The organism is Paeniroseomonas aquatica (genome assembly GCF_030409335.1).
Classification (GTDB): Bacteria; Pseudomonadota; Alphaproteobacteria; order Acetobacterales; family Acetobacteraceae; genus Belnapia; species Belnapia aquatica.
Genome location: NZ_JAUFPN010000185.1, coordinates 1 through 24,998, shown reverse-complemented (window position 1 = coordinate 24,998; position 24,998 = coordinate 1). Strand labels below are relative to the sequence as shown.

19 protein-coding genes are annotated in these 24,998 nt (G+C 74.1%); 6 read left to right on the top strand and 13 right to left on the bottom strand.

Going from position 1 to position 24,998, the window contains the following annotated elements; translation table 11 throughout:
• Positions 1–302: 302 nt before the first annotated feature.
• The 4 genes from QWZ14_RS22340 to QWZ14_RS22325 all read left to right on the top strand — a co-directional run bounded on the left by QWZ14_RS22340 (position 303) and on the right by QWZ14_RS22325 (position 4,095).
• Positions 303–1,499 (top strand): glycoside hydrolase family 5 protein, encoded by a 1,197-nt coding sequence (locus QWZ14_RS22340; protein ID WP_290319138.1) that lies wholly within the window; start codon positions 303–305, stop codon positions 1,497–1,499.
• A 50-nt stretch (positions 1,500–1,549) separates the two neighbouring features.
• Complete coding sequence (locus QWZ14_RS22335) at positions 1,550–2,107, top strand: hypothetical protein (RefSeq protein ID WP_290319137.1); 558 nt, start codon at positions 1,550–1,552, stop codon at positions 2,105–2,107.
• 223 nt (positions 2,108–2,330) lie between these two features.
• Entirely contained in the window at positions 2,331–3,410 is a 1,080-nt protein-coding gene (locus QWZ14_RS22330) for a DegT/DnrJ/EryC1/StrS family aminotransferase (protein WP_290319136.1), read from the top strand.
• A 16-nt stretch (positions 3,411–3,426) separates the two neighbouring features.
• Positions 3,427–4,095 carry an acetyltransferase gene (locus QWZ14_RS22325; RefSeq protein ID WP_290319135.1) on the top strand — a complete coding sequence of 223 codons (669 nt, stop codon included), beginning with the start codon at positions 3,427–3,429 and terminating at the stop codon, positions 4,093–4,095.
• Between the two features lie 35 nt (positions 4,096–4,130).
• Here QWZ14_RS22325 and QWZ14_RS22320 read toward each other — a convergent pair whose 3' ends face one another.
• The 12 genes from QWZ14_RS22320 to QWZ14_RS22265 form a co-directional block, all read right to left on the bottom strand.
• Complete coding sequence (locus QWZ14_RS22320; protein ID WP_290319134.1) at positions 4,131–5,120, bottom strand: glycosyltransferase family 2 protein; 990 nt, start codon at positions 5,118–5,120, stop codon at positions 4,131–4,133.
• Positions 5,121–5,178: 58 nt separating this feature from the next.
• Positions 5,179–6,246, bottom strand: coding sequence for a class I SAM-dependent methyltransferase (locus QWZ14_RS22315; RefSeq protein ID WP_290319133.1), 1,068 nt, complete (start codon positions 6,244–6,246; stop codon positions 5,179–5,181).
• On the bottom strand, positions 6,225–7,310 hold the full coding sequence (locus QWZ14_RS22310; protein ID WP_290319132.1) for an acyltransferase family protein: 1,086 nt from the start codon (positions 7,308–7,310) through the stop codon (positions 6,225–6,227). Before QWZ14_RS22310 ends, QWZ14_RS22315 begins: the two co-directional genes overlap by 22 nt.
• Positions 7,307–8,179 (bottom strand): glycosyltransferase, encoded by an 873-nt coding sequence (locus tag QWZ14_RS22305; RefSeq protein WP_290319131.1) that lies wholly within the window; start codon positions 8,177–8,179, stop codon positions 7,307–7,309. The genes QWZ14_RS22310 and QWZ14_RS22305 overlap by 4 nt, the downstream gene beginning before the upstream one ends.
• Positions 8,176–10,380, bottom strand: coding sequence for a methyltransferase domain-containing protein (locus QWZ14_RS22300; RefSeq protein WP_290319130.1), 2,205 nt, complete (start codon positions 10,378–10,380; stop codon positions 8,176–8,178). Before QWZ14_RS22300 ends, QWZ14_RS22305 begins: the two co-directional genes overlap by 4 nt.
• Before the next feature lie 273 nt (positions 10,381–10,653).
• Positions 10,654–13,965 (bottom strand): error-prone DNA polymerase, encoded by a 3,312-nt coding sequence (locus QWZ14_RS22295; RefSeq protein ID WP_290319129.1) that lies wholly within the window; start codon positions 13,963–13,965, stop codon positions 10,654–10,656.
• Positions 13,966–13,970: 5 nt separating this feature from the next.
• Positions 13,971–14,240, bottom strand: a complete 270-nt coding sequence (locus tag QWZ14_RS22290) for a hypothetical protein (RefSeq protein ID WP_290319128.1) — start codon at positions 14,238–14,240, stop codon at positions 13,971–13,973.
• A 91-nt stretch (positions 14,241–14,331) separates the two neighbouring features.
• Positions 14,332–15,282, bottom strand: coding sequence for a DUF1839 family protein (locus QWZ14_RS22285; protein WP_290319127.1), 951 nt, complete (start codon positions 15,280–15,282; stop codon positions 14,332–14,334).
• Positions 15,279–16,202, bottom strand: a complete 924-nt coding sequence (locus QWZ14_RS22280) for an amino acid--[acyl-carrier-protein] ligase (protein WP_290319126.1) — start codon at positions 16,200–16,202, stop codon at positions 15,279–15,281. The genes QWZ14_RS22285 and QWZ14_RS22280 overlap by 4 nt, the downstream gene beginning before the upstream one ends.
• Positions 16,199–17,371, bottom strand: coding sequence for an acyl-CoA dehydrogenase family protein (locus tag QWZ14_RS22275; RefSeq protein WP_290319125.1), 1,173 nt, complete (start codon positions 17,369–17,371; stop codon positions 16,199–16,201). Before QWZ14_RS22275 ends, QWZ14_RS22280 begins: the two co-directional genes overlap by 4 nt.
• Positions 17,368–17,634: an acyl carrier protein gene (locus QWZ14_RS22270; RefSeq protein ID WP_290319124.1), complete on the bottom strand. Its 267-nt coding sequence runs from the start codon at positions 17,632–17,634 to the stop codon at positions 17,368–17,370. Before QWZ14_RS22270 ends, QWZ14_RS22275 begins: the two co-directional genes overlap by 4 nt.
• Positions 17,635–17,810: 176 nt before the next feature.
• On the bottom strand, positions 17,811–20,303 hold the full coding sequence (locus QWZ14_RS22265; RefSeq protein WP_290319123.1) for a glycosyl hydrolase 2 galactose-binding domain-containing protein: 2,493 nt from the start codon (positions 20,301–20,303) through the stop codon (positions 17,811–17,813).
• Between the two features lie 117 nt (positions 20,304–20,420).
• On the opposite strand from QWZ14_RS22265, the gene QWZ14_RS22260 reads away from it, so the two are divergent.
• Together QWZ14_RS22260 and QWZ14_RS22255 are read left to right on the top strand one after the other, a co-directional pair.
• The gene (locus QWZ14_RS22260) at positions 20,421–21,686 is read left to right on the top strand and encodes a serine hydrolase domain-containing protein (protein WP_290319122.1); all 1,266 of its coding nucleotides are present in this window, start codon (positions 20,421–20,423) and stop codon (positions 21,684–21,686) included.
• Positions 21,686–23,434, top strand: a complete 1,749-nt coding sequence (locus tag QWZ14_RS22255; protein WP_290319121.1) for an alpha/beta fold hydrolase — start codon at positions 21,686–21,688, stop codon at positions 23,432–23,434. Before QWZ14_RS22260 ends, QWZ14_RS22255 begins: the two co-directional genes overlap by 1 nt.
• 63 nt (positions 23,435–23,497) lie before the next feature.
• Here the strand turns inward: QWZ14_RS22255 and QWZ14_RS22250 are convergent, their stop codons facing one another.
• On the bottom strand, positions 23,498–24,862 hold the full coding sequence (locus QWZ14_RS22250) for a hydrolase (RefSeq protein ID WP_290319120.1): 1,365 nt from the start codon (positions 24,860–24,862) through the stop codon (positions 23,498–23,500).
• Positions 24,863–24,998 lie beyond the last annotated feature (136 nt).

The following is a 24,998-nucleotide window of genomic DNA, read 5'->3' as shown; positions in this document are numbered from 1 at the left end:
TCCACTCGGCCGTCTCCGCCACGCCCATGTCGGCGAAGCCGAGACCCGGCAGCTCCGTGCTCCCGATCCGGTCAGCCGCGGTATCCGTGCAGGCGGTGCCGTGGGCCATGCGGCATCACCCTGGTTGACCGCGGTCGATGGATCACGGCCGGCGCCGCCATGCGGGCTCGTCGCATGCGTCCCGGCTTTCCTCCGGCAGGGCAACGCGGATGTGTAGGCGGCCGCAGTGTCCCACGCCGTCTTGAGATGGCCGGATTGGGAGATGCAGTACTGTGCCGGCATTCAGCAAGGTGGCAGCACGCATGGGACACGATAGCGCAGGGCCGACCAGCCTCGGCAGCAGGCACGCCGGGACCGTGCGGTCCTCGCTCCGCATGGCACTGCTGGCAGGCGCCGCCGTGCTGGGCCTGTTCGGCCGGGTGCCTGCCGCCCATGCCGAAGCTCCGCCGGACCGCATGGCCAGCCTCGCCCGCGGCATCAACGTCGCGCACTGGTTCCGCTTCCCGGCCGACGGCAGCCTGCGCGCCTTGCGCGAGCACATGGACGACGCGGCGGCGGCCTCGCTGAAGCGGGCCGGCTTCACCTACGTGCGCTTGGCGGTCGGGCCCGAGGTGGTGATGCAGGGCAGCCGCATCGAGCGGGACAGGCTGGCGGCGATCGTCGCGGCCGTCGAGCGGTTCCAGAAGGCGGGGCTGGCCGTGATGGTGGAGCCGCATCCGCAGAACCTCGGCAACTGGGACCTTCAGGAATCGGCCCAGGCACGGCAGAACCTGCTGGGCTTCTGGCGCGACCTGGCCCCGGCGCTCGCCCACCTGCCGCCGGGCCTGACCTTCCCGGAAGTCGTCAACGAGCCGACCTTCGCCGACCCGGCGAAATGGGACCAGATGCAGGCCGAGCTCGTCGGCCTCATCCGCCGGTCGCTGCCGCAGAACACCATCGTGCTGGCCGGGGCGGATTGGAGCAGCATCGACGGCCTGCTCCGCGTCAAGCCGGTCGCCGACAGGAACGTGGTCTACAGCTTCCACACCTACGAACCGCAGATCCTCACGCTGCTGGCCTCCTGGGAGCAGGGCGTCGATACCAGGGCCATGGGGAAGCTTCCCTTCCCGGTCACCGACCGGGCGAAGTGCGAGGCAGCCGTCGCCTCCATCGAACACGAGCGGACCCGGGCCATCGCCAACTACTGGTGCTCGGAGCGCCACGACGCCGCCTCGGTCGCGGCCAACCTGGACCGGGCGGTTCGCTGGGGGCGGGAGCACCGGGTCTCGGTGGCGCTGACCGAGTTCGGTGCGGCCCAGGCCCTGAACGACACCGCCCGCACCGCCTACCTGGAAGCCGTCCGCCGCGCGGCCGAGCAGGCGCGCATCGGCTGGGCGCTGTGGGCGCTCGACGACAGCATGGGCTTCGCCGTCCCCGCCGGCCGGTACACCGCCTCCACCCGGCTTCACCCCGGCATCATGAAGGCACTGGGCCTGCCCGCGCCCGGCAGCGCCCGATAGCTCACCCGAAAGCCGGCGCGTCCGGCCACGCCGCGGCGATGGAGCGGTGGTTGCTCTCCGACGAGGTCGTCCTCCGCGCGCCCGCCGGCGTCGCCGGCGGCATCATCAACGACCGCGAGGCGGATGGTCAGTGGGACGGGGTCTCTCCCGAGATCTGCGGCTACTACCTGCAATTCCTGGCCCTTGCCGCCACCGGCCCGGGCAGCGCGCGCCACCGCGAGACGGCCGCCCGGGTGATCGGCTTCCTCGATGCCGAGGGCAAGGCGGGCGCGCCGCGGACGCTTTACCGGCGCCTGCCCGGGCTCTCCCGGTCCGGCAGCAGGTCGACATGCGCCAGCATCTCCGGCGGAGGAGGAGCGCGGCATGGTGATCCGCGACCTCGGCACGTGGTTCGGCCACGACGGTCCGTCCTTCTCGTCAGCAAGACCGCGCAGGAAGGCTTCACCGCCGTGTATCGCTTCTACGGGCCCAGCCACGGCAGCCACTTCTGCACCGCCTCGGAGGCGGAGAAGACCTTCGTCCAGACCAGGCCGGCCAACCGGTACAACCTCGACGGCATCGCCCACCACGTGCCGACCGGCGACGGCCTGGACAGGATGTTCGCCTGAGGGAGGCCGGGGGCCCGCGGCATCCCGCCTCCTCCCAGGCCGGCAATTCCGCCATTCCGCGCGAAGTCGGGCGGGGAGGAAGGCCGAACAGGCTCCGGCATTGGATTGGCACCGCGATATGCCATAGTTCCGCGGCACAGATCGTCTTGAGGAACGTGTGGACACAGCCGCGGGACCCGCCGATGCCTTCCTGCGATCGCCTCAGGCGGAGCAGCCCATTCCCGTGCTGCGTCCGAGCCTGCCGACGATCGACCGGGTGCTGCCTTTTCTTCGCCGGATCGACGAGACGCGGATCTACAGCAATCAGGGGCCGCTCTGGACGGCCTTCCGTGACGGCTTCGCGCGATGGCTCGGCCTTCGCGCCGGCGTGCGGGGTGTCCACGTCGTGCCGACCAGCAGCGGCACCACGGCGATCGAGGTGGCGCTCCGCCTCCGTGCGGCGGCGGGACGACACCTCTGCCTCATGCCATCCTTCACCTTCATCGCAAGCGCGCACGCCGTCTGCAACGCGGGCCTCACGCCTTTCCTGGTCGATGTGGACGCGGAGTCCCTCGTTCTCACGCCCGTGCTGGCCGAGCGTGCCATGCGCCGCATGGCCATGCCGCCGGCCGCCGTCCTGGTCGTCAGCGCCTTCGGCGCCCCGCCGGATGTCGAGGCGTGGGAAGCCTTCGAGCGGGAGCACGGCGTGCCGGTTGTCTTCGATGCCGCAGCCGCCGCCACCTCCCTGCGCCGCATCGGCCGACAGCCGCTCTGCGTGAGCCTGCATGCCACCAAGGTCTTCGGCATCGGCGAGGGAGGCGCGGTCATCACGACGGACCGCGACATGGCTGCCCGGATCGAATCCATGATCGGCTTCGGCTTCTCCGGCAGCAGCCGGCAATCGGATCTCCGGGGCGGCAATTACCGCATCTCGGAATACACGGCGGCCATGGGCCTGGCCGTGCTGGCGGAGGTCGATGCCAAGGAAGCCGCGCTCCGTCGCCTGGGCCGCGATTATGCCGGGGCCCTGGCCGGCTCCTGCGCGCGGCTGCAGCAGCCGTCGGGCGGCGACTGGGCGACCATGACCTTCAATGTCACCCTGCCGCGCGCGGAGCTGCAGACCCGGCTTGACCGGCTCGACGCCGGGGGCGTCGGCTGGCGCCGCTGGTGGGGCCTCGGCACGCACCGGCACGCGGCCTTCGCCGATCTCCCGCGCGATGACCTCAGCGTCACCGACGACATCGCCCCCCGCGTGATCGGCCTGCCGTTCCTGGTCGACCTGACGCCGGCCCAGCTCGCCCGGGTCGCGGCATGCCTGGCCTGACCCTGGGGTCGTGCCCATGAGCATCATCCGGGTTGCGATCTTCGGTGCTGGCGGGCTCGGCCGGGAGGTCGCCGAGATGCTGCGCGACGCGGCAGCGGCAGGGCTCCCGCTTTCCCCGCTCGGCTTCGTGGTCGATGCGGCCTTTGACGCGCCGGCCAAGGTCCACGGCCTTCCGGTCTGGCGCGATGCCGCGGCCCTGCTGCGCCAGGACCCGAGCGTCCGCATCCTCATTGCGATCGGCAACCCGACCCGGCGCGCGGAGGCGGTGCGCCGGGTGGAGGCCCTGGCGGGCCCCCGCTTCGCCACGCTGATCCACCCGCGTGCCCTGGTCGGCCGCACGGTCACGGTGGGGCCGGGGAGCGTGGTCGCCGGCCTCTCCTCCATCACGGCCGATGTGACGGTAGGGCGCCATGTCCTGGTCAACCCGGGCGTCACCATCGCGCATGATTGCCGGATCGGCGACTTCGTCTCCATTGGCCCCGGCACGGCGCTGGCGGGCGGCGTCGTGGTGGAGGACGGCGCCGAACTCGGCGTCGGCGCCCGGGTCATGCCGCATTGCCGCATCGGGCGCTCCGCCTTCGTGGGTGCGGGCGCCGTCGTCATCCGTGACGTCGAGGCCGGGCGGACGGCGGTCGGCGTGCCGGCGCGCCTGCTGGCCGCGCGGCAGGAGGCGCCGTCGGGCTGATCCGGCAGCCGCCGGCATGCCGCTCCGCCCCGCGCTCAGTCGTCCAGGAAGCGCTCCCCCGGCAGGCGCCGGAAGGGTGGGGGCGAGGGGTCCGCGAAATGGCTGGCCAGCACCTGGGGGACATAATGCAGGCGCGGGCGCAGGGCCTTGATCTTGCGCAGCCGGTTCCAGTCGCCCGGCTCGGAGGCGCGATAGGCCTGCAGGTCCCAGGGAATCCGCGCGAAGTAGCGATGGTAGAAGATGGACGGCGTGCCGACCTGGCCCACTTCCAGCGCGCCGTTGCCGAGCTCCATCCAGCTGCCGTCCGGCAGCTGGAAGCGCAGCCCGTGCCAGAGGAAATCCGCGCGTTCCTGCCGGGCGGCGGTGAGCAGGGCCTCGACGCGGCAGGGCTCCATCGTGTCGTCGTCGTCCAGATGGGTGACGAAGTCGCCCATGCTGCGGGCGAGGCCCTCGTTCATCGCCAGGCAGCCGCCGACGCGCCAGCGGTCCCGTCCCGGCGGAGGGTAGGGGCCGCGCTCGGCCCGGTTGACGAACTGGATGCGGCCATCCCGGAAGGCGGCCAGGCCCCGTTCGGTGGCGGCCGGCGCGCAATCGCCGATGACGACGATCTGCAGGTTCCTGTGGGTCTGCGCCAGCGCCGAGGGGATGGCGCGCTCGAGCAGCGTCCCGGTGCGGTCGGCTGTCGCCACGACGACCGAGACCAGCGGATCGGCTGCGGCGTGGCCCGCCCAATAGGCCTGGTCGGCGCGTGCCGTCTGGTAGGCGGCGATCTGATCCGGCAGCCCCTCATGCAGCGCGAGGGCCCAGTCCACCCGGTCCCGCTCCAGCGCATGCTGGCCTTCGACCTGCGCGATGCGGCGCTCGAGCGCCTCGATTCGCCGCAGGGTGGCCATGTCCAGGGGAGCAGGAGCAGGCCGCGGCAGCAGGCCGGACAACCGCCCGAGGGCCCGGCGCCACGGGGGGAAGGTGCGGTCTCCCGAGCTGTCGGGCGGACTGTCGGGCGGGCTGCCGGCGGGCTTCGTCATGGCTGTGTCCGCTTGCTCCGAGGTCGAGGGGCGCCTGGCAGGATGCGCATCCGCGGCCCTAGCCCCGGCGCGCCCAGAAGGTCCCGCCATGGGTCGTCAGCCCGTCGAACAGCCCCGGCGCCTCCCACAGCGGCGCGAGCAGTCCGTGCAGCGCCGGCTGGCGGTAGGCCCAGAGCACAGGCAGCAGCACCTCGTCCGCGCCACCGCCGCCGAGCAGCCAGGTCATCAGCAGGTACTGCTCGTTGTAGAAGCGCTCACGCCATTCCTGCGGGTAGTCCCAGGGCAGGAAGATGTCGTGGACGCCATAGATCACCCCAGCCGGCAGCGCGGGCATCACCTCGGTGAAGAACACGGTCACGTCCGACCCGGGGAAGCTGCGGTGGCTGTTGTCGATGAACACCATGTCGTCGGCATGGAGGCCGGCCCAGAATGCGGCCGGCATGTCCTCCATGCGGCTGACGATGGTCTCGTCGCACAGCCCCTCGGTGGCGTTGTGCGGATGCGGATCGATCGAGACGATGCGCGTCGCCAGCCCGTGGTCCGCCACGGCGCGGCGGGCGAAGCGGGTCGAGATCCCCGACCCGACCTCGATGTAGCGGCGCGGCGCATTAGCCGCGATCAGCCCGTACAACGCGGCGCCGTCGAAGGGAGGGAACCAGTCGTTCGCCCAGAACGGCTGCAGCGGCGCCTCGGCGTCGCGGCTGATGCGGCCGAGCGCCCCGGCCCGGGCGGCGATGTCGCGCAGCGTCGCGGCGATCGTCGCTTCGTCGCGCATGAAGCGGGCCGCCACCTGCCGCCCGCCGGCCGTCGCCTCGATGGGCCGGGCGCTGGGGAAATAGGCGTAGTCGGTGATGAACAGGCGATGCTCCCGCCGGGCATCGCGCATCGCCTCGGTGTCCTTCTGGAGGTGCAGCAGCTGGGTGCGCAGGCCGTCCAGCTGCCCCTCGCAATCGGCCAGGGCCTGGCGGAGCTTGGCCTCGACCGGCGCCGTGGCGGGCTCCGTCGTGGGCGGGGCCGCCCCGGCCAATGCCCGCAGCAGCCGGTGGCGGCCCTCATTCAGCTGGCGGACCGCCGGGATGCGCAGCAGGGCGGAGCGAAGGGCGGTCATCCCGGTGATCGCCGCCATGGCTCGGCCTGCGGCAGCGCCAGGGGCGGTCCGATGCGCCGCACCCCGGGCCGGCCGCCCCGGTGCAGCGCGTGCTTCTCCAGCATGTGCCAGGACAGCAGGCCGAGGATCACCGATACCGGCAGCGCCACCGCCACGTTGGCCCAGCCGCCGCCCGCCGTGCCCAGGACATGCACCACCGTCTGCTGCACCGGGAAGGACCAGAGGTAGAGACCATAGGAGGCATCGCCGAAGCGGCCGGCCCGGCGCAGCACCGGCCAGGATCGCAGCGCGACCGCCAGCGCCGCATAGGGCAGCGCGAGTATCAGCAGCATCTCGCGCGGGACGGCGCCGAGCGGGGCGATCTGCAGCACCGCCAGCGCGGCGAGGCCGAGGCGGGGATCGAGCCAGCGCTCCAGGCGGAAGCGGGCGACGGCGGCGCCGGCCACGAAATAGGGCGCAAGCATCGCGGCGCTCCAGAAGCCGGTCCCGCCGATCACCACCTCCCTCGGAGCGGCGGCCAGGGCGTAGGCCGCCAGCCCGGCGGCCAGGGCCAGGGCCGCCAGCAGCGCCGGACGCCACCGCCCGAGCAGCATCAGCACCGGGGTCAGGGCGTACATCGTCGCCTCCACCGGCAGGGTCCAGAGGCTGCCGTTGACCGCATGCGGGTAGTGGTTCTCGGCGAAGACCAGCGGCAGTGTGTAGGAGACATAGAGTATCGCGTTGCCGAGGTAGCGCAGCGTCTGCGCGTGCAGGGCATAGTCGCCGAAGGGCAGCGGCGTCAGCACCGGGCCGAGCACCAGCACCGAGATCAGCACCACGGCCGCGAGGGCCGGCAGGATGCGCCGCGCCCGGCGCAGCGCGAAGCGCCCCGGATGCGGATCGCGCAGCCAGCTGCCCGCGACGAGATAGCCGCTGATGGCGAAGAAGATCAGCACCGCCAGGGTCGAGACGGAATGGCCCAGCGCGGCATGCGGCGGCAGCCCGACCAGGATGAAAGAGTGGCCGAGCACCACCATCGATGCCGCGCCGAGCCGCAAGGCATCGAAGTTGTTGCCCGGCCCCGGCACCCCGGGGTCCTTCATGCGGACCGCTCCACCAGGAAGCGGTGGATGGTCAGGCCGGGCTGGTAGGGCTCGAGGCCCAGCTGGCTTTGCACGGCGGGGGAGAGCGTCGCCAGCCTCCGGCGGCCGTCGTTGAACCGCGTCGCCGCCTCTATCTGCGCGACCACCGCCGGCGGGATGGAGTCGCGCCCGGCCACGGTGTTGCTGTTGTCGGACTTGTAGTAGTATTCGCCGATCCGGGTATTCACCAGCGTGAAGTCGGATCTTGCCTGCGAGCAGATCCGCAGCAGGAATTCATAGTCCTCCTCGATGGTGAGGGCCGGCTCGAAGCGCAGCTCCCCCGCCGGCACCCGCGTGCGGTCCACCATGAAGGAATGGATCGGGCAGAAATTCTGCCGGAACAGGTCGGCCAGGCTGTTGCCCGAGAACGGCTGCTGATGCGCATAGGCGTGGAAGAAGCCTTCATGCACGTCCACCATCGCCACGCCGATATTGCCGAAGGCGATCGCCGCGCCGCTCTCCCGCAGCCGGTCGGACAGCATCCGGTAGGCTTCCGGGTAGAGGACATCGTCATAGTCGAGCAGCGCGACGTAGCGGGCCGTCGCCGCGGCGAAACCGAGGTTCATCAGCGCCGAGCGCGCATCGAGCGGCTCCTGCGCGTCGAAGCGCAGCACTTCCAGCGCCAGCTGCTCGGGCAGCGCCAGCAGCGGCGCGAGCGCTGCCCGGACCGTGGCCACATCCGCATCGCTGAAGCGCTGCAGCACCAGCAGGATGCGGATCGGCCGGAACTCCTGCCCAGCGAGGGAGAAGACCGCGCGGCGCAGCTCCCCGAGGCGGGCGAGGTTGTGGAAGCGGACGATCACGTCCACCCCGTCCCGCGCGGCGCTCACCAGCGCACCGGGGAGAAGGAGAAGCCGCGGGAGAAGTCCGGTATGTCGTGCCAGGACTCCGGCACCGGCTTCGGCTCCGCCCCGGGCGGCGCCTCGCCCAGGCTGGCCAGCTGCGCTTCGGCCCATGCCACGAATTCCGGATTGCCCCATTTGCGCGCGAGCACATGGCCGGAGCGCAGCATCATCGGCCAGAGCTGCGGCCGGTGCGTCCTGTTCGTCACCGCATGCAGGAACAGCGCGGCGGGATTGATGAGCACGGCGAAGCCATGCGCCCGCGCCCGCCAGGAGAGGTCGACGTCCTCGCAGTACATGAAGAAATCCTCGTCAAAGCCGCCGATCGCCTCATGCAGCCCGCGCGGGACCGCCAGGCAGGCGCCCGAAGCCCAGGCGGTCTCGAAGGTGACGGGGTCGTAGGCCTTCGGATGCTCGGCGGGGAACTGGCATGCCTCGATCAGCGCCTGGCCGGCATGCGCGGCATGCATCCGGGCAATGGCGGCGAGGCAATCCGGGAAGAAGGCACCGTCCGGATTGACCGCGACATAGAGCTCGGCGCCGCCGGCGAAGGCGGCCTGCATCAGCCGGTTGTGGGCCGCGCCGAAGCCGATGTTGCCGGCGCTCGGGAGCCATTCCACGCCCTCCGTGGGCGGGGTCGGCCGTCCGTTGTCGATGGCCAGGATGCGCCCCGGCCCGTCGACCTGCGCCAGCGCCAGCCGGGCGCTGGCGATGCAGCGCGCCAGCTCCGCCGGATCGTTGTCGTAGGTGACCAGCCCGATGGTGATCGCCAGCCGCGGCGGGGCCAGCAGGCTCCCCAACGCCCGCTGCTGCACCCGCAGGGCAACCGGGGAAAGCGTAGTCCGGGCCGGCAGGGGATCAGGCAGGGGCGCGGGTGCGGGCTCGGGCAAGGGCTCGGGTATGGGCGCGGGCGGCGCCGGGGGGGCGGCAGCCGCCTCGGCGATCAAGGCCTGAATCTGGCGGCGCTGGCGCAGCCGGTCCGGCAGCTGGAAGGTCAGGCTCCACCACGCCAGCTTGGCGCCGCGGCGGCCAAGCCGCCGAATGCCGGGCGCGGCGCTCAGCGCCGCCCGCAGCGGCCCGGTCGCCCGCCAGATGGTGCTGGCCTCGATCGCGCCGACGCGGGCATGGGCGGCGGCGGCATGGCTGCATTCGGCCGCCAGCTGCCGGGCATGATCCTCCTGCATCGCGGCGACGGCCGCCGCCTGGACCGCCATGCGCTGGGCATGGCTTTCGTGCGCGGCGGCCAGGGCGGAGGCCAGCTCCCCGGCGTGGCGGCGTTCCTCGGTGTCCAGGGCCGCGGCATGGCGCGAACGCTCGGCCGCGAGTTCCGCGGCGTGGCGCAAGCGTGCAGCCGCAAGTTCCGCGGCCCGGTTGGCCGCCTCCACCCGCAGCGCCTCCTGCTGGCGCGCCGCCTCGGCGGCCCGCAGCTCGATCTGGCTGGTCTCGATGTAGAGGCTGGCCGAGGGCGGCGCGACCGGACGGTCCGAACAATAGGCCAGCAGATACAGCGCCCTCGGCAGGCCGGCATTGGCCTCGAAGGTGTCGCGGCCACGCTGCTCGAAGGTGATCGCCGGCCGGGCCGCGGAATCGGGCGCCAGCGGCAGTATCGCCGAGCCGAGCATCGGCCGCTGTCGGAACATGCCGACATGCGGGAAGTGCGGCGCCAGCGCGGCGTGGAACTCCGCCAGGTCCAGCTCCCGCACGTGGAAGCGGTTGGCGGTGGAGCCGTCCGGCGAATAGACCTCGCGGTCCGGCGTGCTGATCAGCAACAGGCCGCCGGGCCGCAGCACGCGCCGGCATTCCGCCAGGAATTGCTCCTGCTCGTACAGGTGCTCCAAGGTCTCGAAGGAGGCAACCACATCGACCGAGGCATCGCCGAGTGGGATGGCCCGGCCGTCGCCGGTCAGGAAGCGCAGGTTGTCCCGCCGGTAGGACTGCCGGGCGAAGCCCACCGCCTCATCCGAGACATCGACGCCGACGACGGAGCGGGCCACCTGGGCGAGCAAGGCACTGCCGTAGCCTTCGCCGCAGGCGATATCCAGCACATCGAGGCCACGACTCGCCTGTCGCGCCAGGAAGTAACGGTGCAGATGCTCGATCTCGATCTGACCCTGCATCGTGCCGGTCAGGCGCTCGCCGGTGAAACCGAGTTCGGTTGCCGACCGTTCCCGCTCGAAAATCTCGCCCACTCAATGGAAACCTTATGTAACTGGCCGGTTGGCCATGGTTCGAGCCAAAAATCGTTACAAACTTCCGCGTGTTCCTGTTTGTAACCCATTTTGAAATACGGCGCGACCTTCGGCACCCCGGCATCGGAACCGGAGACTCCGACCGCTCCTTACTGCGGCCGCACCGTCGCGGTGCCGGACTGGTGCGGTCCTGCACCGAAAGACCGGCCGGGATATGCGCCTGTCACCCTGCACATCGACCCCGCGCCGCGCGGCCCGGCCACGGCTGGGCGGTTAGCGGAAGTCCCGGCTGCCGGGCAGCCTGGCCCGGGGCCCCTGGCTGCCGGGGTCCGGTCGCCGGACCTCGTCGGCATGGCCCAGCACCGGCTCGGCCCAGGCGCCGCCATCGCCCTGGCCCTCGATGGCGGCAAGCCCATCCAGCAGGTCCGAGCGGTCGACCAGCCGGCGGACGATCAGGTGGGTGATCGGCACCTCCGCGCGCTCCACCTCCCGCTCGATCCGCCCCTCGGCCACCAGCAGCCGCCCCGCCACCAGCGCCGCCCGGTCGCGGGCGGTGACGTCGGGATAGACCACGAGGTTGCCGACGCCGTGCTCGTCCTCCACGGTCAGGAAGACGATGCCCTTGGCCGAGCCCGGCCGCTGGCGCATCAGCACCAGCCCCGGCAGGCGGATCCAGGTGCCGGAGCGCAGGCGCCCGAGCCGGCGGGTGTCGTCGAGGCCCAGCCGGTCGAGGGCCGGCCGCAGCAGCGCCAGCGGATGCCGGCCCAGCGTCAGCCCCATCGCCCGGTAGTCCTCGACCACCGCCTCGCCCTCGCCCTGCGCCGGCAGGACCACCGCCGGCTCCGGCATCACCGGCGTCTCGGCCGCCATGGCCGCCGCCGCGGTGGCGGGGGCGGCGGCGAAGAGCGGCAGCGTCTCCGGCCCGCTGGCGACGGCGCGGGCGTCCCAGCCGGCGCGGCGGCGGCTGGCGCCGGTGCTGGCGAAGGCATCCGCCCCGGCCAGGGCGCCGAGCGCCCGCGGCCCCACCCCGGCCCGCCAGGCGGCCTCCTCGACCGAGGCGAAGGGCGCGCCGTTGCGGGCCTGCCGCGCCGCCAGGATGGCCTGCGCCGCATCCGCCTGCAGACCCGAGACCAGCCGCAGCCCGAGCCGCAGCGCCAGACCGCCGGCGCTGGCCCGCTGTGCCTCCAGGCTGCTGTCCCAGTCGCTGGCGTTCACGTCCGCCGCCAGGATGGCGACGCCGTGCTCCTCGGCATCGCGGACGATCTGCGCCGGGGCGTAGAAGCCCATCGGCTGGCTGTTCAGCAGGGCGCAGGCGAAGACCGCGGGGTGGTGGCACTTCACCCAGGCCGAGGCATAGACGAGGTGGGCGAAGCTGGCGGCGTGGCTCTCGGGGAAGCCGTAGCTGCCGAAGCCCTCGATCTGCTGGAACACCCGCTCGGCGAAGTCGCGCTCATAGCCGCGGCGGACCATGCCGGCGACCAGCTTGTCGCGGTACTGCGCGACGCCGCCGGTCAGCTTGAAGGTCGCCATGGCGCGGCGGAGCTGGTCGGCCTCCTCAGGCGTGAAGCCGGCGGCGACGATCGCCAGCCGCATCGCCTGCTCCTGGAACAGCGGCACGCCGAGCGTCTTGCCCAGCACCCGCTCCAGCTCGTCCGGCGGTCCGTGCTCGGGGCCAGGGGCGGGGTAGCTCACCGGCTCCAGCCCCTGCTTGCGACGGAGGTAGGGGTGGACCATGTCGCCCTGGATCGGCCCCGGCCGGACGATCGCCACCTCGACCACCAGGTCGTAGAATTTCCCGGGCCGCAGCCGCGGCAGCATGTTCATCTGCGCCCGGCTCTCGACCTGGAAGACGCCGAGGCTGTCGGCCCGGCGCAGCATGGCATAGGTCGCGCCGCAGTCGCGCGGCAGGCTGGCCAGGTCGTGGTGCAGGCGGTTGTGCCGGCGCAGCAGGTCGAAGCCCCGGCGCAGGCAGGAGAGCATGCCGAGGCCCAGCACATCCACCTTCAGGATGCCGAGCGCGTCGATGTCGTCCTTGTCCCACTCGAGGACGGTGCGGCCCTCCATGGCGGCGGCGGCGACCACCGCCAGCTCGATCAGCGGCCCGCGGGTGATGACGAAGCCGCCGACATGGGTCGCGGTGTGGCGGGGGAAGTCGAGGATCTCCTCGGCCAGCTCGAGCGCCATGGCCAGCCGCGGGTCGGCGGTATCCAGGCCTTCCTCAACCGCCAGGGCGGCGAGGCCCATCTCGTGCCCCGGCCCCCAGCTGCCCTTGGCCAGCCGGGCGGTGACGTCCTCGCTGAGGCCCATGGCGCGGCCGACCTCGCGGACCGCGCTGCGGGTGCGGTAGCGGATGACGGTGGCGCAGATGGCCGCCCGCTCGCGGCCGTAGCGGTCGTAGAGGTGCTGGATCACCTCCTCGCGGCGCTCGTGCTCGAAGTCGATGTCGATGTCGGGCGGCTCGCCGCGGCTGGCCGAGACGAAGCGCTCGAACAGCAGGTCGTGCTTGGCCGGGTCGACCGCGGTGATGCCGAGCACGTAGCAGACCGCCGAATTGGCGGCCGATCCCCGGCCCTGGCAGAGGATGCCGCGGTCGCGGGCGAAGCGGACGATCTCGTGGACGGTCAGGAAGTAGGGGGCGTAGCCGAGCTCGCCGATCAGCCGCAATTCGTGGCCGAGGCGCCCGGCGATCTCCCCCGGCGGCCCGGCCGGCCAGCGTTCGGCGGCCGCCGCGGCCACCCGGTCCGCCAGGGTCTGCTGCGGCGTCCGGCCGGGCTCCATGACCTCGTCGGGGTATTCGTAGCGCAGCTGGTCGAGCGAGAAGCCGCGGCAGGCCGCGAGGATCTCGAGGCTGTGCGCCAGCGCCGCGGGCTGCGCGGCGAACAGCCGGGCCATCGCCGCCGGGCCCTTCAGGTGCCGCTCGGCATTGGGCTCGGCGGCATGGCCCAGGGCATCGACCGTGGTCCGCAGGCGGATAGCGGTCAGCACGTCGGCTAGGCGGTGGCGCGCGGGGTGGTGGTAGCGGACGTCGCCGGTGGCCAGCAGCCGGGTGCCGGTGGCCGCGGCCAGCCCGGCCAGTTCGGCCAGCCGGCGGCGGTCGTCGCCGAGCAGGCGGCCATGGGCGGCGAGGTGCAGCGGCAGGACCAGCCGGTCCCGCAGCGCCGCCGCCTCCCGCCGCAGCGCCTCGGCGAAGCCGGCATCCGGCGCCGCCGGCGGGACCAGGGCGAGCGCCCAGCCCTCGGCGGCGGCGAGCATGGCCGCGCGGCCGATGCGGGACTCGCCCTTGGGCGCCTGCATCCGGGCGCGGGAGAGCAGCGTGGTCAGCCGGCCGTAGCTGGCCCGGTCGCTGGGCCAGGCCAGCCATTCGCTGCCGTCCTCGAGCCGCAGCCGGCAGCCGACCAGGAAGGGCAGGCCCAGCGCCCTGGCCGCGACATGGCCGCGGACCACGCCGGCGAGGCTGTTGAGGTCGCAGAGGCCGAGGCCGGCGAGGCCGAGCGCCCGGGCGGCCTCGGCCAGCTCGGCCGGGTGCGAGGCGCCGTCGAGGAAGCTGAAGTTGGACCGCGCGGCCAGCTCGGCGAAGGCGGGCACCCCGGTCAGGTGCTGTGCGGGGGGCGCGGCGGGCGCTTGAGCACGACGAAGTGGGACCGCTCGAGCTGCGCCACGAGCTGCTCGGCCAGCACGGTGGCGGCCATCTCCCAGGCGGTGCCGCGGCGGGGCTTGCCGCGCTCGTCGAAGCGCAGCCCGTAGGCCAGGGCCGAGGCGAGCTCGCCCTGGTCGACCGGCAGCAGCGGGTCGGGCGCCGGCCGCACCCGGTCGGCCGGGACGTCGGAGGGGGCGGGCGGCGGCGGGTCTGGGAAGGTCATGCGCCGGAGGGTGGCGGGAAGAGTCGAACGAATCAAGAACAAGATTCGGTTGGGTGCCGGCGGCCCGGTGCCGCGCCGGCCGGACCGCCGGTCAGCCGAAGTCGCGGCGCAGCCCGTCGAGCATGGCCGCATGGGTCTCGGCCAGGCCCTGCAGCGCGGCGGGGGAGGTGGTGTCGCCGCGGCGGAGCTGCCGCGCCAGGACGAATTGCAGGGCCTTGGCGCCGGCCGAGACCTCGAGCGCCGCCGCCGCCGCCGGCACGGCCTCGCCCTCCCGCAGCCAGAGCAGGTGGCGCGCCAGCAGCTCGCAGGCCGCGCCCAGCTGCCGCAGCGTGTTGAAGGAGAAGCGGTGCAGCGCCGCCGCGTCGCGCCGCGCCAGCCCCTGCAGCAGCCGCGGCAGGTCGGCGGCGAAGGCCTGGACCGGCCGGGCCGGCCGCGCGCCCTGCAGCTGGTCCCGCAGCAGGCGGGCTGCGGCCTCGCGCAGCTCCCGCCCGGTCAGCCCGCCCGCCGGCAGGAAGCCCGCCGCCTCGGCATAGGGGAACAGGGCCGCGCCGCCCGCCAGGATCCCGTCGTAATCCTCCCCCTGCAGGGTGAAGCGGCCGGCATTGTGCAGGTAGCGCAGCTGCCGCCGGCCGGGGTCGGCCGCCAGGATGCCGATCGTGGTCTTGGTGTGGTGGCGGCGATAGGCCGTCGCGGCGACATCGGGCAGCCACCAGGCGTCGACTTCCAGCAGGACCACCTGGCCGCGCCGCAGCGCCTCGGCCACGTGCTCCTCCAGCACCTCGTAGACCGCCAGTTCGCGCAGCGTGGCGCCATAGAGCAGCCGCAGCTCCTGCGGCGGCGGCTTGAAGAAAGTGAACTGGTCGCCTTCCCAGTCCTGCGCCGCCAGGAAGCCCAGCATCGCCGTGGGCTCGAAGCCGCGGTCGTGCAGCAGGGAGATCCAGAGGTCGGTGTAGCAATTGGTCTCCGGCCAGTCGCGCGCCGCGGCGTGCAGCGGATGCGGCCGCCAGGTGTGGGGCGCGCGCTGGCCGGTGGCGGCGGTCATGCCGCGGGCCAGTCCAGCGCGGTCCGCAGCGGGGCCGGCCAGGCCTCCGGCCGCAGGCCGTGGTGCCGCAGGATCGCCAGCGTCAGGCGTTCCATGCCGAAGCCCACGCAGGCGGTATGGGCCACCGCCCCGGCGCCGCCGGGCCCCGCCGCCCGGATGTCCCAGGCCTGGCCGAAGTGATCCTGGTGGTAGTTGAAGCTCATGCAGGCGGTCGGGCGCTCGGCGCTGCCGACCGGGATCAGCAATTCGAATTTCAGCTGCCGGTCGCGCTGGCTGTCGGCCATCAGCTTGCCGCCGCGCCCGAAGAAGGGGTCGTTGGCGAGGTCGAGCCGGGCCGGCAGCGCGAGCGCCGCGGCGAAGCCGGAGGCGCGCTCCATCCAGGCATCGCGGAAGTGGCGCACCTGCTCCGGCGTGCCGATGCGGACATGCTCGCGCATCCGGAACATCTGCAGCCGCGCCGGGTCGCGCGACGGCTCGTGCCGGAAGCACCAGGAGGCGACGTCGATCAGCCGTCCCTCCGGCGGCAGCGGCCCCGCCGCCGCGACCGCGGGATAGACCGGGTAGCAGGCGGCCGGCGTCAGCACGATGTCGGCGCCGGTGGTCGCCGCCGTCCAGTCGCCGCCCGCCTCCAACGTCGCAAGCAAGCGGGCATGGGCGCGCTCGTCGCCGCAGAAGCAGTGGATGGCGCCCGCCAGGTCGGGGAAGCTCTTCAGGTAGCCGCTGCGCTCCAGCACCCGGCGCGGCATGCCGGGCGGGAAGCGCATGACCTCGGCGCCATCCGCCGAGACCATCCGGTCGATCATCGCCTCGAGCCGGGTCACCACCGCCTCGAACAGGGGGCCGCGGCCGTAGAGCCCGTCGATGCCGCTCGGCACCAGGTGGCGGCCGGCGAACAATTCCTGCAGCAGGTCGCCGCTCATGGCAGCAGGGTCTCCCGGGGACGGGCCATCAGGGCCATGGTGGCGGTCGCCTCGGCGATGCGGTCGTTGTTCACCATGATCGGCGCGGAGGCTATGTCGCGCAGGTGCCGCCCGACGCTCCAGGCGGTGCCGTTCCGGTAGCCGGCGATGCCGCAGACCTGCAGGGCGTCCTGCACCAGGCCGAGGGCGGTGGCCGAGGTCCGGGTCTTCAGCCCGTTCATCGCCAGGCCGAAGCCGAGGCCGCGCTGCTCCGCCCCGGCGGCGCGGGACTGCTCGTAGCTGCGCACGCCGCCGGCGACATGGCCGCGGGCCACGTCCAGCGTGGTCAGCGCCTCGGCCAGGCGGCGCGCCCCGGCCGGGCGTTCCGTCGGATGCTGCCGCGCCCGCGTCCGCAGGAAGCCGCCGGCGCGGCCCAGCGCATCGGCGGCGATGCCCAGCCAGAGGCTGCTCCAGAGCGTGTGGCAGACCGGCAGCATGGTCTGCTCGAGCACCGTCGCATAGGGCACCGGCAGCACCTGCTCGGGCAGGCCGGTGAACTGCAGGTGCCAGGTGGCGCTGCAGGTGCCGCGCATCCCCAGCACGTCCCAGCCGCCGGCCGGCTCCAGCCGCAGGTCGTCGCGGCGCGCCACGCAGAGCACCTGATCGGACGGCGGCGAGGCCGGGCCGCGGCGGGCCGTCACCAGGACGGCATCCGCCTGCTCGGCATAGGAGATGACGCAGCCCTGCTTGAGGAAGCCGATGCGCCCCCCGGCCGCCTCGACGGCGCAGTCGCTGCGGCTGGTGTCGCCGCCGGTCGCGGCTTCCGTCGTGGCGCTCGCCAGCAGCAGCTGCCGCGTCGCCACCTCGCGCAGGAAGTCGCGCGGCCAGTCGCGGTCGCGGCCATGGTCGATCAGGCAGGCCAGCTGGATCTGGTGCATCGCGAAGACCATGGCGGTATTGGCGCAGTGCTGTCCCAGCGCGTGGCAGGCCTCGGCGATCTCGGCGAAGGCCGCGCCTTCGCCGCCGAGCCCGCTGTCGACCGGCGCCCCCAGCAGCCGGGCCTCGCGCAGCGCGGCCATCGCCTCGTGCGGGAAGCGGGCCTCGCGGTCGACCGCCTCCGCGGCCGGGGCCGCGACCTCGCGGCCGACATGCGCGGCGCGCTCGGCGACGGTGCTGCGCCGCCGGCTCATCGGCCGGGCGTCGCGGCCAGCAGCTCCGTCACCACGCGGCCGATGGCGGCGAGGCTGCGGAAGGTCCCGCGGTTGAGCAGCCGGTCGGGAACCTCGAGGTCGAAGGCCTCCTCGATCGCCAGCATCAGCTGCACGGTGGCCATCGAGGACAGGCCGGCATCGTAGAGATCCGCATCGTCCGGCAGGGTCGCCACGTCCAGCGCGAGCTGCCCATGGTCGCCGACCAGGCCGCGGATCCGCGTCAGGATCCCGGCGTCGGACATGGATGTTGCTTGTCCATCAGCGGCCATGTATCGCCACCCTCCACGAACATTTCTTGTTCGGCTCGTTGCGAGCCTCGGCCCGGATGTTGCCGTGGTAAACAAATAATTACGGGAACAGGCCTAAAAAAAGATCACATTCTCGGGAATGCGACATGGCGGCCCGCCGGCCCGGCGGGTCAGTCCGCCGCCTGCCGGAAGCCGGCGGGCGCCTCGCCGTTCAGCGCATGCACCTCGCCCTGGACCGGCAGCGAAGGGTCGCCGCGTGGCAGCAGCGCGACCGCCCGCGGCGGGCCGGGCGCCAGGTGGAACCAGTTCTCCGCCGCCCGCCAGTGCGGCGCCTCGACATGCACCATCACCGCCGGGCGCTGCGTCCCGAGCAGGAGCGACCAGCCCGCCGCGGCGCTGCCCTCGAGCCGCGCCTCGAGCCCGAGCGGCATGGGCGCGACCGGCAGGCCGGCGGGAAACGACCAGGCATCGGCGACCTCCCGCCCCGCCGCGTCCCGCAGCGCCGCCACGACGCAGGCGTGCCGGACCGGCCCGAAGCGATAGGCCGCGTTGAGGTCGACGAAATGCTCCAGCAGCGCCTGCGCCGGCATCCGCAGGGCGCCGCGCGGCGGCAGCACGACCGGGGCCTCCCCGGCCGCCAGGACCCGGCCGTCGGCGCGCAGCGCCCGGAGCGCGACCCGGCCCGCGAAGGCCGTCGCATGCTCGTTCAGCAGATGCAGGTCGAGCCCGTTGCAGCCCTCGTCGGTCAGCAGCAGCTGCAGGGGGCGGAACGACCGGCGCAGCGCATGCCAGGCGGCCTTCGGCTCGCCGGCATGGTCCAGCACGCCCCAGCCGGCGCCGGGCTGGACGTCGCGCAGCAGCCAGACCAGCGCGCCGCCGCAGTCGCTGCCGACCCGCCGCCATTCCGTGAAGCAGGCCTCCATCACCTGGGCGGTGACCGCGCGCGACAGGCGCAGGTAGCGCTCCGGGTCGGAGCGGCGCAGCAGCCCGGGATCCAGCCCATGCAGCCGGGCCAGGTAGTGGTCGCGGACATCCTCGAAGTCCCAGGAGGCCCCGGGGTCGCGGGGGACGCCCGCCTTCCAGCCCGGGTGGTGCACCGGCGGCCAGCCGGCCAGGGCCGGCGACCCGGCGTCCGGCACGTTGGCGAAGGCCAGCGCCTCCGCCGCAAAGCCCAGGCCGCAGCGGCGGGCGTCCTCGAGCGGCCGCATGTAGGCGCCGACGCCGTAGTAATGCGCGACGCCGGTATCGACCCGGAAGGGCGGGTCGCCGCCGCTCGGCGAGCCCGGCAGCCAGGGCACCCCGGGGGCCAGCCGCGCCGCGACCCCGGCGAGCGCATCGTCGAACAGCCGCCCCGGCGCCCAGGCGGTGCGCGGCGCGCCGAGCATGGCCGCCTGCTGCTGCACCTCGCTGCCGCCGCAGAGCACCGCCAGGCTGGGGGACGCCTCCAGCCGCTCCAGCAGCTCCTCGGCCTCCGCCACCGCCTCGGCGAGGAACGCCGGATCGGCCGCGGGGTAGTCGAAATTGGCGAACATCAACTCCTGCCAGACCAGCAGCCCGAGCTCGTCGCAGAGCGCGTGGAAGGCCGGCGCCTCATAGGCCATGGTGCCGCCGACCCGCAGCATGTTCATCCCCGCCGCGCGCGCCGCCAGCAGCGTCGGCCGCAGCGCCGCCGCGTCGCCGGGCAGGCCGGCGGGGTCGGGCGGCGCCCAGCAGGCGCCGCGGCAGAACAGGGCCTCGCCGTTCACCCGCAGCCGGAAGCGGCCGTCCTCGCGCGCCTCGCGCTCGATGCGGCGAAAGCCGGTCGGGGCGAAGCGGATGGCGCCCGCCGCGGTCTCCACCGCCGCGGCGTGGCGCGGCTGCCCGCCATGGGTCGCCGGCCACCAGACCGGCACCTCCGGCAGCCGCAGCGCGGCGCCCCAGAGCCCGTCGCCGAGCGCCTGCAGCGGGGCCGCGGCACCGGCGCAGCGCAGCAGCGCGGCGCCGGGCTCGCAGCCCGGCGCCAGCCGCAGGCGCAGCGACAGCCGGCCGGTCCGGCCATCGGCATCGAGCGACGGCCGCAGCTGCACGGCCGCGACGCGGAGCGGCCCGGTCTCGCGCAGCAGCAGGACCGGGCGGTAGGGGCCGACCACCGGGATCGCCGGCTCCCAGCCCGGCATGTGGCCGAGCTGGGTGGCGCGCAGCCAGCGCAGCCCGGGCTCCTGCGCCAGGACGGGCCGCCATCGCGGCCGGGGCCGGCCCTGCCGCAGCGCCGCCAGCACCGGCGCGGCGGCGCGGAAGCGGATCTGCAGCAGGTTGTCGCCGCGGCCCAGGAAGGCGGCCTCCTGGGCGCGGAACATGCTGTGCGAGCACAGCAGGAGCTCGCCGTTGCACCAGACCTCGGCCAGCGTCGCCAGCCCCTCGAAGCGGAGCCGGTGCGGGCCTTCGGCGACGAAGGCCAGGCGGTACCAGTGGTCCCGGGCGGCGAGGCCGGCCAGGGTCGCCGCATCGGCCAGGCCGGCGGCGCGCAGCGCCGTCGCCACCGTGCCCGGCACCACCGCCGGCCGCCACGCGGCCGGGCCGAAGGCCGCCGGCGTGGCGACGGCATCGGCGGCGGTGCTGCAGAATTCCCAGCCCGCCTCCAGGCTCGTCCGCTGCAGGCCATCGATGGAATCGACCATTGCCATGGCGGACGTTCCTAATGATCATTGAAGCACAGGCATAGTCGTATCGCGATTTCGTCAAATAAGGCGGGCCCTTCGCCAATACCGTGAATGTCGTGGCCATCGCCTGCCGAGGTAACGATGAAGATGCTGTTTTCGCCGCTGGTTCTCCTCGCCCTAGCCGCCGCCGCCTTCGGCGTGGCCGTCCTGGCCGCCGACCTCGGCATCGCCGCCTGGCAATTCGGCCCGGACTACGTGCGCCGCCTGGTCCTCTGGCAGCACCCCAGCCCGCTCGACCGGCAGCGCTTCCCGGTCCGGGCCATCGCCGCCCCGGCCGTGCCGTCGCCCCTGCCGCGGGCGCCGGAGGGCGCGGCGGCGGTGGCCGAGGCCTTCGGCCGCATCGGCGGCGCCGCCTGGACCGGCGCGCGGCTGCCGGAGACGCTGGCGCAGGCCGGGACCAACACGCTGCTGGTGCTGCGGGACGGCCGGCTGGCCTATGCCGCCTACCTGAACGGCCATGGCCCGCGCAGCCCGCAGAATTCCTTCTCCGTCGCGAAATCCGTCACCAGCCTGCTGGTCGGCGCGGCGATCGGCGACGGGCTGCTGCCGCCGCCGGACAGCCCGGCCGAGACGCTGCTGCCCGAGGTCCCCGGCCTGCGCGGCTCCGGCGTCACGCTGCGCCACCTGCTCGACATGCAATCGGGCTTCGCCCTCGACAACCGGTGGCCGCTGGGTCCGCTCAGCCTGCCCTGGCGGGCGGCGCAGCGCATGCATTTCGCGCCCGACCTCCGGGCGGTGGCGGCGGCGGTGCGGCCGGAGGTCGGGCCCGGGGAGCGTTTCCTCTACGACGACCGCAACGCGATGCTGCTGGGGATGGCGCTCGCCCGCGCCAGCGGCGAGACCCCATCGGGCTTCCTGGAACGCCGGCTCTGGCGCCCGATGGGCGCGGCCTGCCCGGCCGAATGGATCCTCGACAGCAACGCCCAAGGCTTCGAGAAGATGGAAAGCGGCATCGCCGCCTGCGCCGAGGACTACCTGCGGATCGGCGCGCTGGTGCTGCGGGGCGGGGTGCTGGCCAACGGCACGCGGCTGCTGCCGGCGGACTGGATCGCCGGCCTGGGCCAGGCCGCGACCGCGCCGGAGGGGGCGCCGGGCTACGGCCTGCTGTGGTGGAGCTTCGCCAACCCGGCGGGCCCGCCCGACATCTTCGCCTCCGGCCTCTTCGGCCAGGTGCTGTACGTCTCGCGCGCCCGCGGCATGGTGCTGCTCCGCACCGGCGACCGGACCGGCGAGCTCGACTGGCCGGCGCTGCTGCAGCGGCTGTCCCGGGCCCTGTCCGAGGGCGAGCCCCCTGCCCAATCCCATGCCCAGTCCCATGCCCAGCCCGCGGCCGGGGAGGCCGGCTGATGCGGCCCGTCCTGATCGCCGGCGGCTTCGGCTGGCTGCATGCGTCGGCCGGCGGCGGCAGCGAGACGGCCGTGCTGGTCTGCCCGGCGCTGGGGCGCGAGGCCTGCGTGTCGCATCGCGCGCTGCGGCTGCTGGCGGACCGGCTGGCGGCGGCCGGCTATGCGACGCTGCGCATGGACTACCCCGGCAGCGGCGATTCCGCCGAGCTGACGGAGCCTGCGCCGGAGGCCTGGCTCGCGGCCATCCGGGCCGCCGCTGACCGGCTGCGGACGCTCTCCGGCGCGACCCGCATCGTGGTCTGCGGCTTCCGCCTCGGCGCCCTGCTCGGCATGGCGGCGACCGCCAGGCGGGCCGACGTCGCCGCCCTGATGCTGCTCGGGCCGCCGCTGTCCGGCCGCGACCAGGTGCGCGAATGGCGCGCCGCCGAGCGCTTCGCCAGCACGGCGCCGGAGCCCGGCCATCTCGAGGCGGATGGCTGCTGGCTGCCGCGCGACGCGCTGGACCGGCTGGCGGAGCTCGCGCTCGGCCATGTCGCGCTGCGCCCGGACCAGGCCGTGCTGCTGCTGGCCGCCGGCCCCGCGGCCGCCGCGGCGGCCTGCGTCGAGGCCTGGCGCGGCAGCGGCGCCGCGGTCGCCACCCTGCCTTTCGAGGGCCTCAAGGCGCTGCTGCACGCGCAGTTAGACCACCCGCCGCCGCTGGCCGATTTCGACCGCGCCATCGACTGGCTGCGCCGCCGGCACCCGCCCCGCGACGCGGTGCCGGCGGCAGCGCCCGATCCCATGCCCGCCCTGGCGGGCGAGGGCTGGGTCGAGCAGCCGCTCCGCTTCGGCCCGGCGGCGGCCCTGGTCGGGATCCTCGCCCGGCCGGCGGGCGAGGCGCCGCCCGGCCTCGCGGTCATCATCGGCAATACCGGCTACGATCCGCGGGTGGGCTTCGGGCGCAGCACGGTGGTGCTGGCGCGGCACCTCGCGGCCCGGGGCATCGCCTCGCTGCGGCTGGATTTCGCCGGGCTCGGCGACAGCCGCTCGCCGGCGGAAGGCGACACGCATGCCTATGAGACCGACCGCCTGGAGGATTTCCGCGCGGCGATCGATGCCCTGGCGGCGCGCGGCTACCGGCGCTTCGCCCTGCAGGGCACCTGTTCCGGGGCCTATCACGCCTTCCACGCCGCACTGGCCGAGCCGCGGGTCGAGCGGCTGTTGCTGGTCAACCAGCTCGTGTTCCAGTGGCGCGCCGGCGACCAGATGCTGCAGATGGCGCGGGTCATGTCCCGCGGGCCGGCAACCTACCTGCGCGCGCTCGGCCAGCCGCAGGCCTGGCTCAAGCTGCGCCGGGGCGAGCTCGCCATCGGCCGGGTGCTCTGGGGGCAGCTCGCCGCGGCGGCGGCCCGCGGCCGGCAATGGCTGCGCGGCGACGCGGCGGGCCGGCCCCGCCAGGCGCTCGAGACCCTGACGCGGCGCGGGGTGGCGGTCTTCGTCCTGCTGGGGGCGGAGGATCCCAGCCACGGCATCTGGAACGAGGCCCTCGGCCTGCCGCGCCGGAGCGCCAGGCACTGGCCCGGCCTGACGATCCGGATCGAGTCCGGCCTCGACCACGTGCCGACCACCATGCGCATGCGCCGGCAGGTGGCGGAGATCCTGGGCGAAGCCTTGCGGGACGAAAGCGCGGCGGGGCAGGCCGCAGGGGCCGGGGCGGGGGCCGGGGCGGGGGCCAGGGACAGGGCCCCGGCCCGCCCCCGGGCCGGATGACGCCGCGCCCGCCGGCGCATCACCCCGGCTGGCCGGTGCCGCCCCCTGGACCGCGCCGGCCGCTCACCAGGTCAGCTCCGCCACGGCGATGCGGCCCTCGGCGCTGGGCCAGGCCCGGGCGACGATGCGCTCGTCGTTGAACAGGGCCGGGACCGGCCGGCCGAGCTCCGCCGCCGGCAGTCGCAGGGTGGCGGTGGCGGCACGGGCGATGCCCGCCGGCACGTCGCGCGGCACGGCGCCATCCAGCAGGATGGTGTCCCGCGGCAGGCCGAAGTAGCCGCGCGGCCGGGTGAACAATAGCACGCCGCCGGCGGCGCGGTCCTCGGCCGTCAGCGGCCGGGCCGGGCGCAGGTGCATCACCGCCGACGAGCGCGGGATGCCGGAGCGGTAGACATGGGTGATGGGGTGCCCGGGCGCCGCGACGACCAGCTCCAGCGACCAGCCGGGCTCGACCGCCGCCGGCCCCCAGCGGCCGTCGGCACCGGTGGTGCGGCGATGCAGGGCCTCGCCCAGGCGGGCGCCGGTGTCCGGGTCGGTGCGGAAGATCTCGACCACCGCGCCCTCGACCGGGCGGTTGGTCTGGACGCCGCCCGGCGTGCCGGTGACGATGCCGTCCAGCACCGGCCGCGCCTCCGGCACCACCGCGATGCGGGCCGGCGCCCGGCCGGTGATGAAGCGGAACATCTCGGCGAAGGCGCGCGCGTGATAGGCCGTTTCGCGATGGTCGAGGCCGGGCAGGACGAGGTTGGTCGCGCCGCGCAGCGCGGGCCCGTCCACATCCGTGCCGGTGGCGCGGTCCGGCGTCTGCGGCGACCAGACCGCGCGTGGCTGGGCATAGAGGTCGTTGCCGTCGCTGCGCAGCGTCAGGAAGGCCGTGCCGGCCACCACGTCGCTCGGCCCGCCGTTGAGGCGGCCGAGGAAGGCCCCCCGGCCGCTGAACTCGTTGCCCGCCCGTTCGGGCCAGTCCTGGACGCCGCGGTTCGGGGTGCCGCAGAGCACCGCATGGGAGACCTGCCCGGCGCCGCCCTGGTGCAGGGTGAAGTCGCGGATCGGGTTGCCGCCCCGGCTGTTGCCGACGAGGGCGATGCGGGCGGCGCCGGTCCGCTGCCGCAGGTCGCCGGCGAAGGCGGCGAGGCGCCCGGTCTGCTCCGCGCTGCCGCTGCGGTTGGGCTGCGGCACGGCGTCGTCGTCCCGCGCCAGCGGGTCCGGGAAGTTCGCCGCGAGCAGCCGGTCCCGGGCGAAGCCGTTCGACTCGAAGCGCCAGAGGGTGGTCTGCCAGAGGGCGGCATGGTCGCCGTTCCCGTGCAGGAACAGGACCGGGGGATACTCGGCCTGGGCCTGGGCCTGGGCCTGGGCTTGGGCCTGGGCGGGGCGCGGCATGGCCGGGAGGATGCTGAAGCCGAGGAGGGTGCGGCGGCGAAAGGTCATGCGGTGAGGGTCGCATGCCGTCCGGCGATCCTCCAGCCTCCGCGGCGGGAGGGCGCGGCCCGGCCGGGCGGCGGAATCTTTTTTTTGACGATAATTATCTTGTTTGACGAATTTGCATGCCGTGTTATCAACCTTA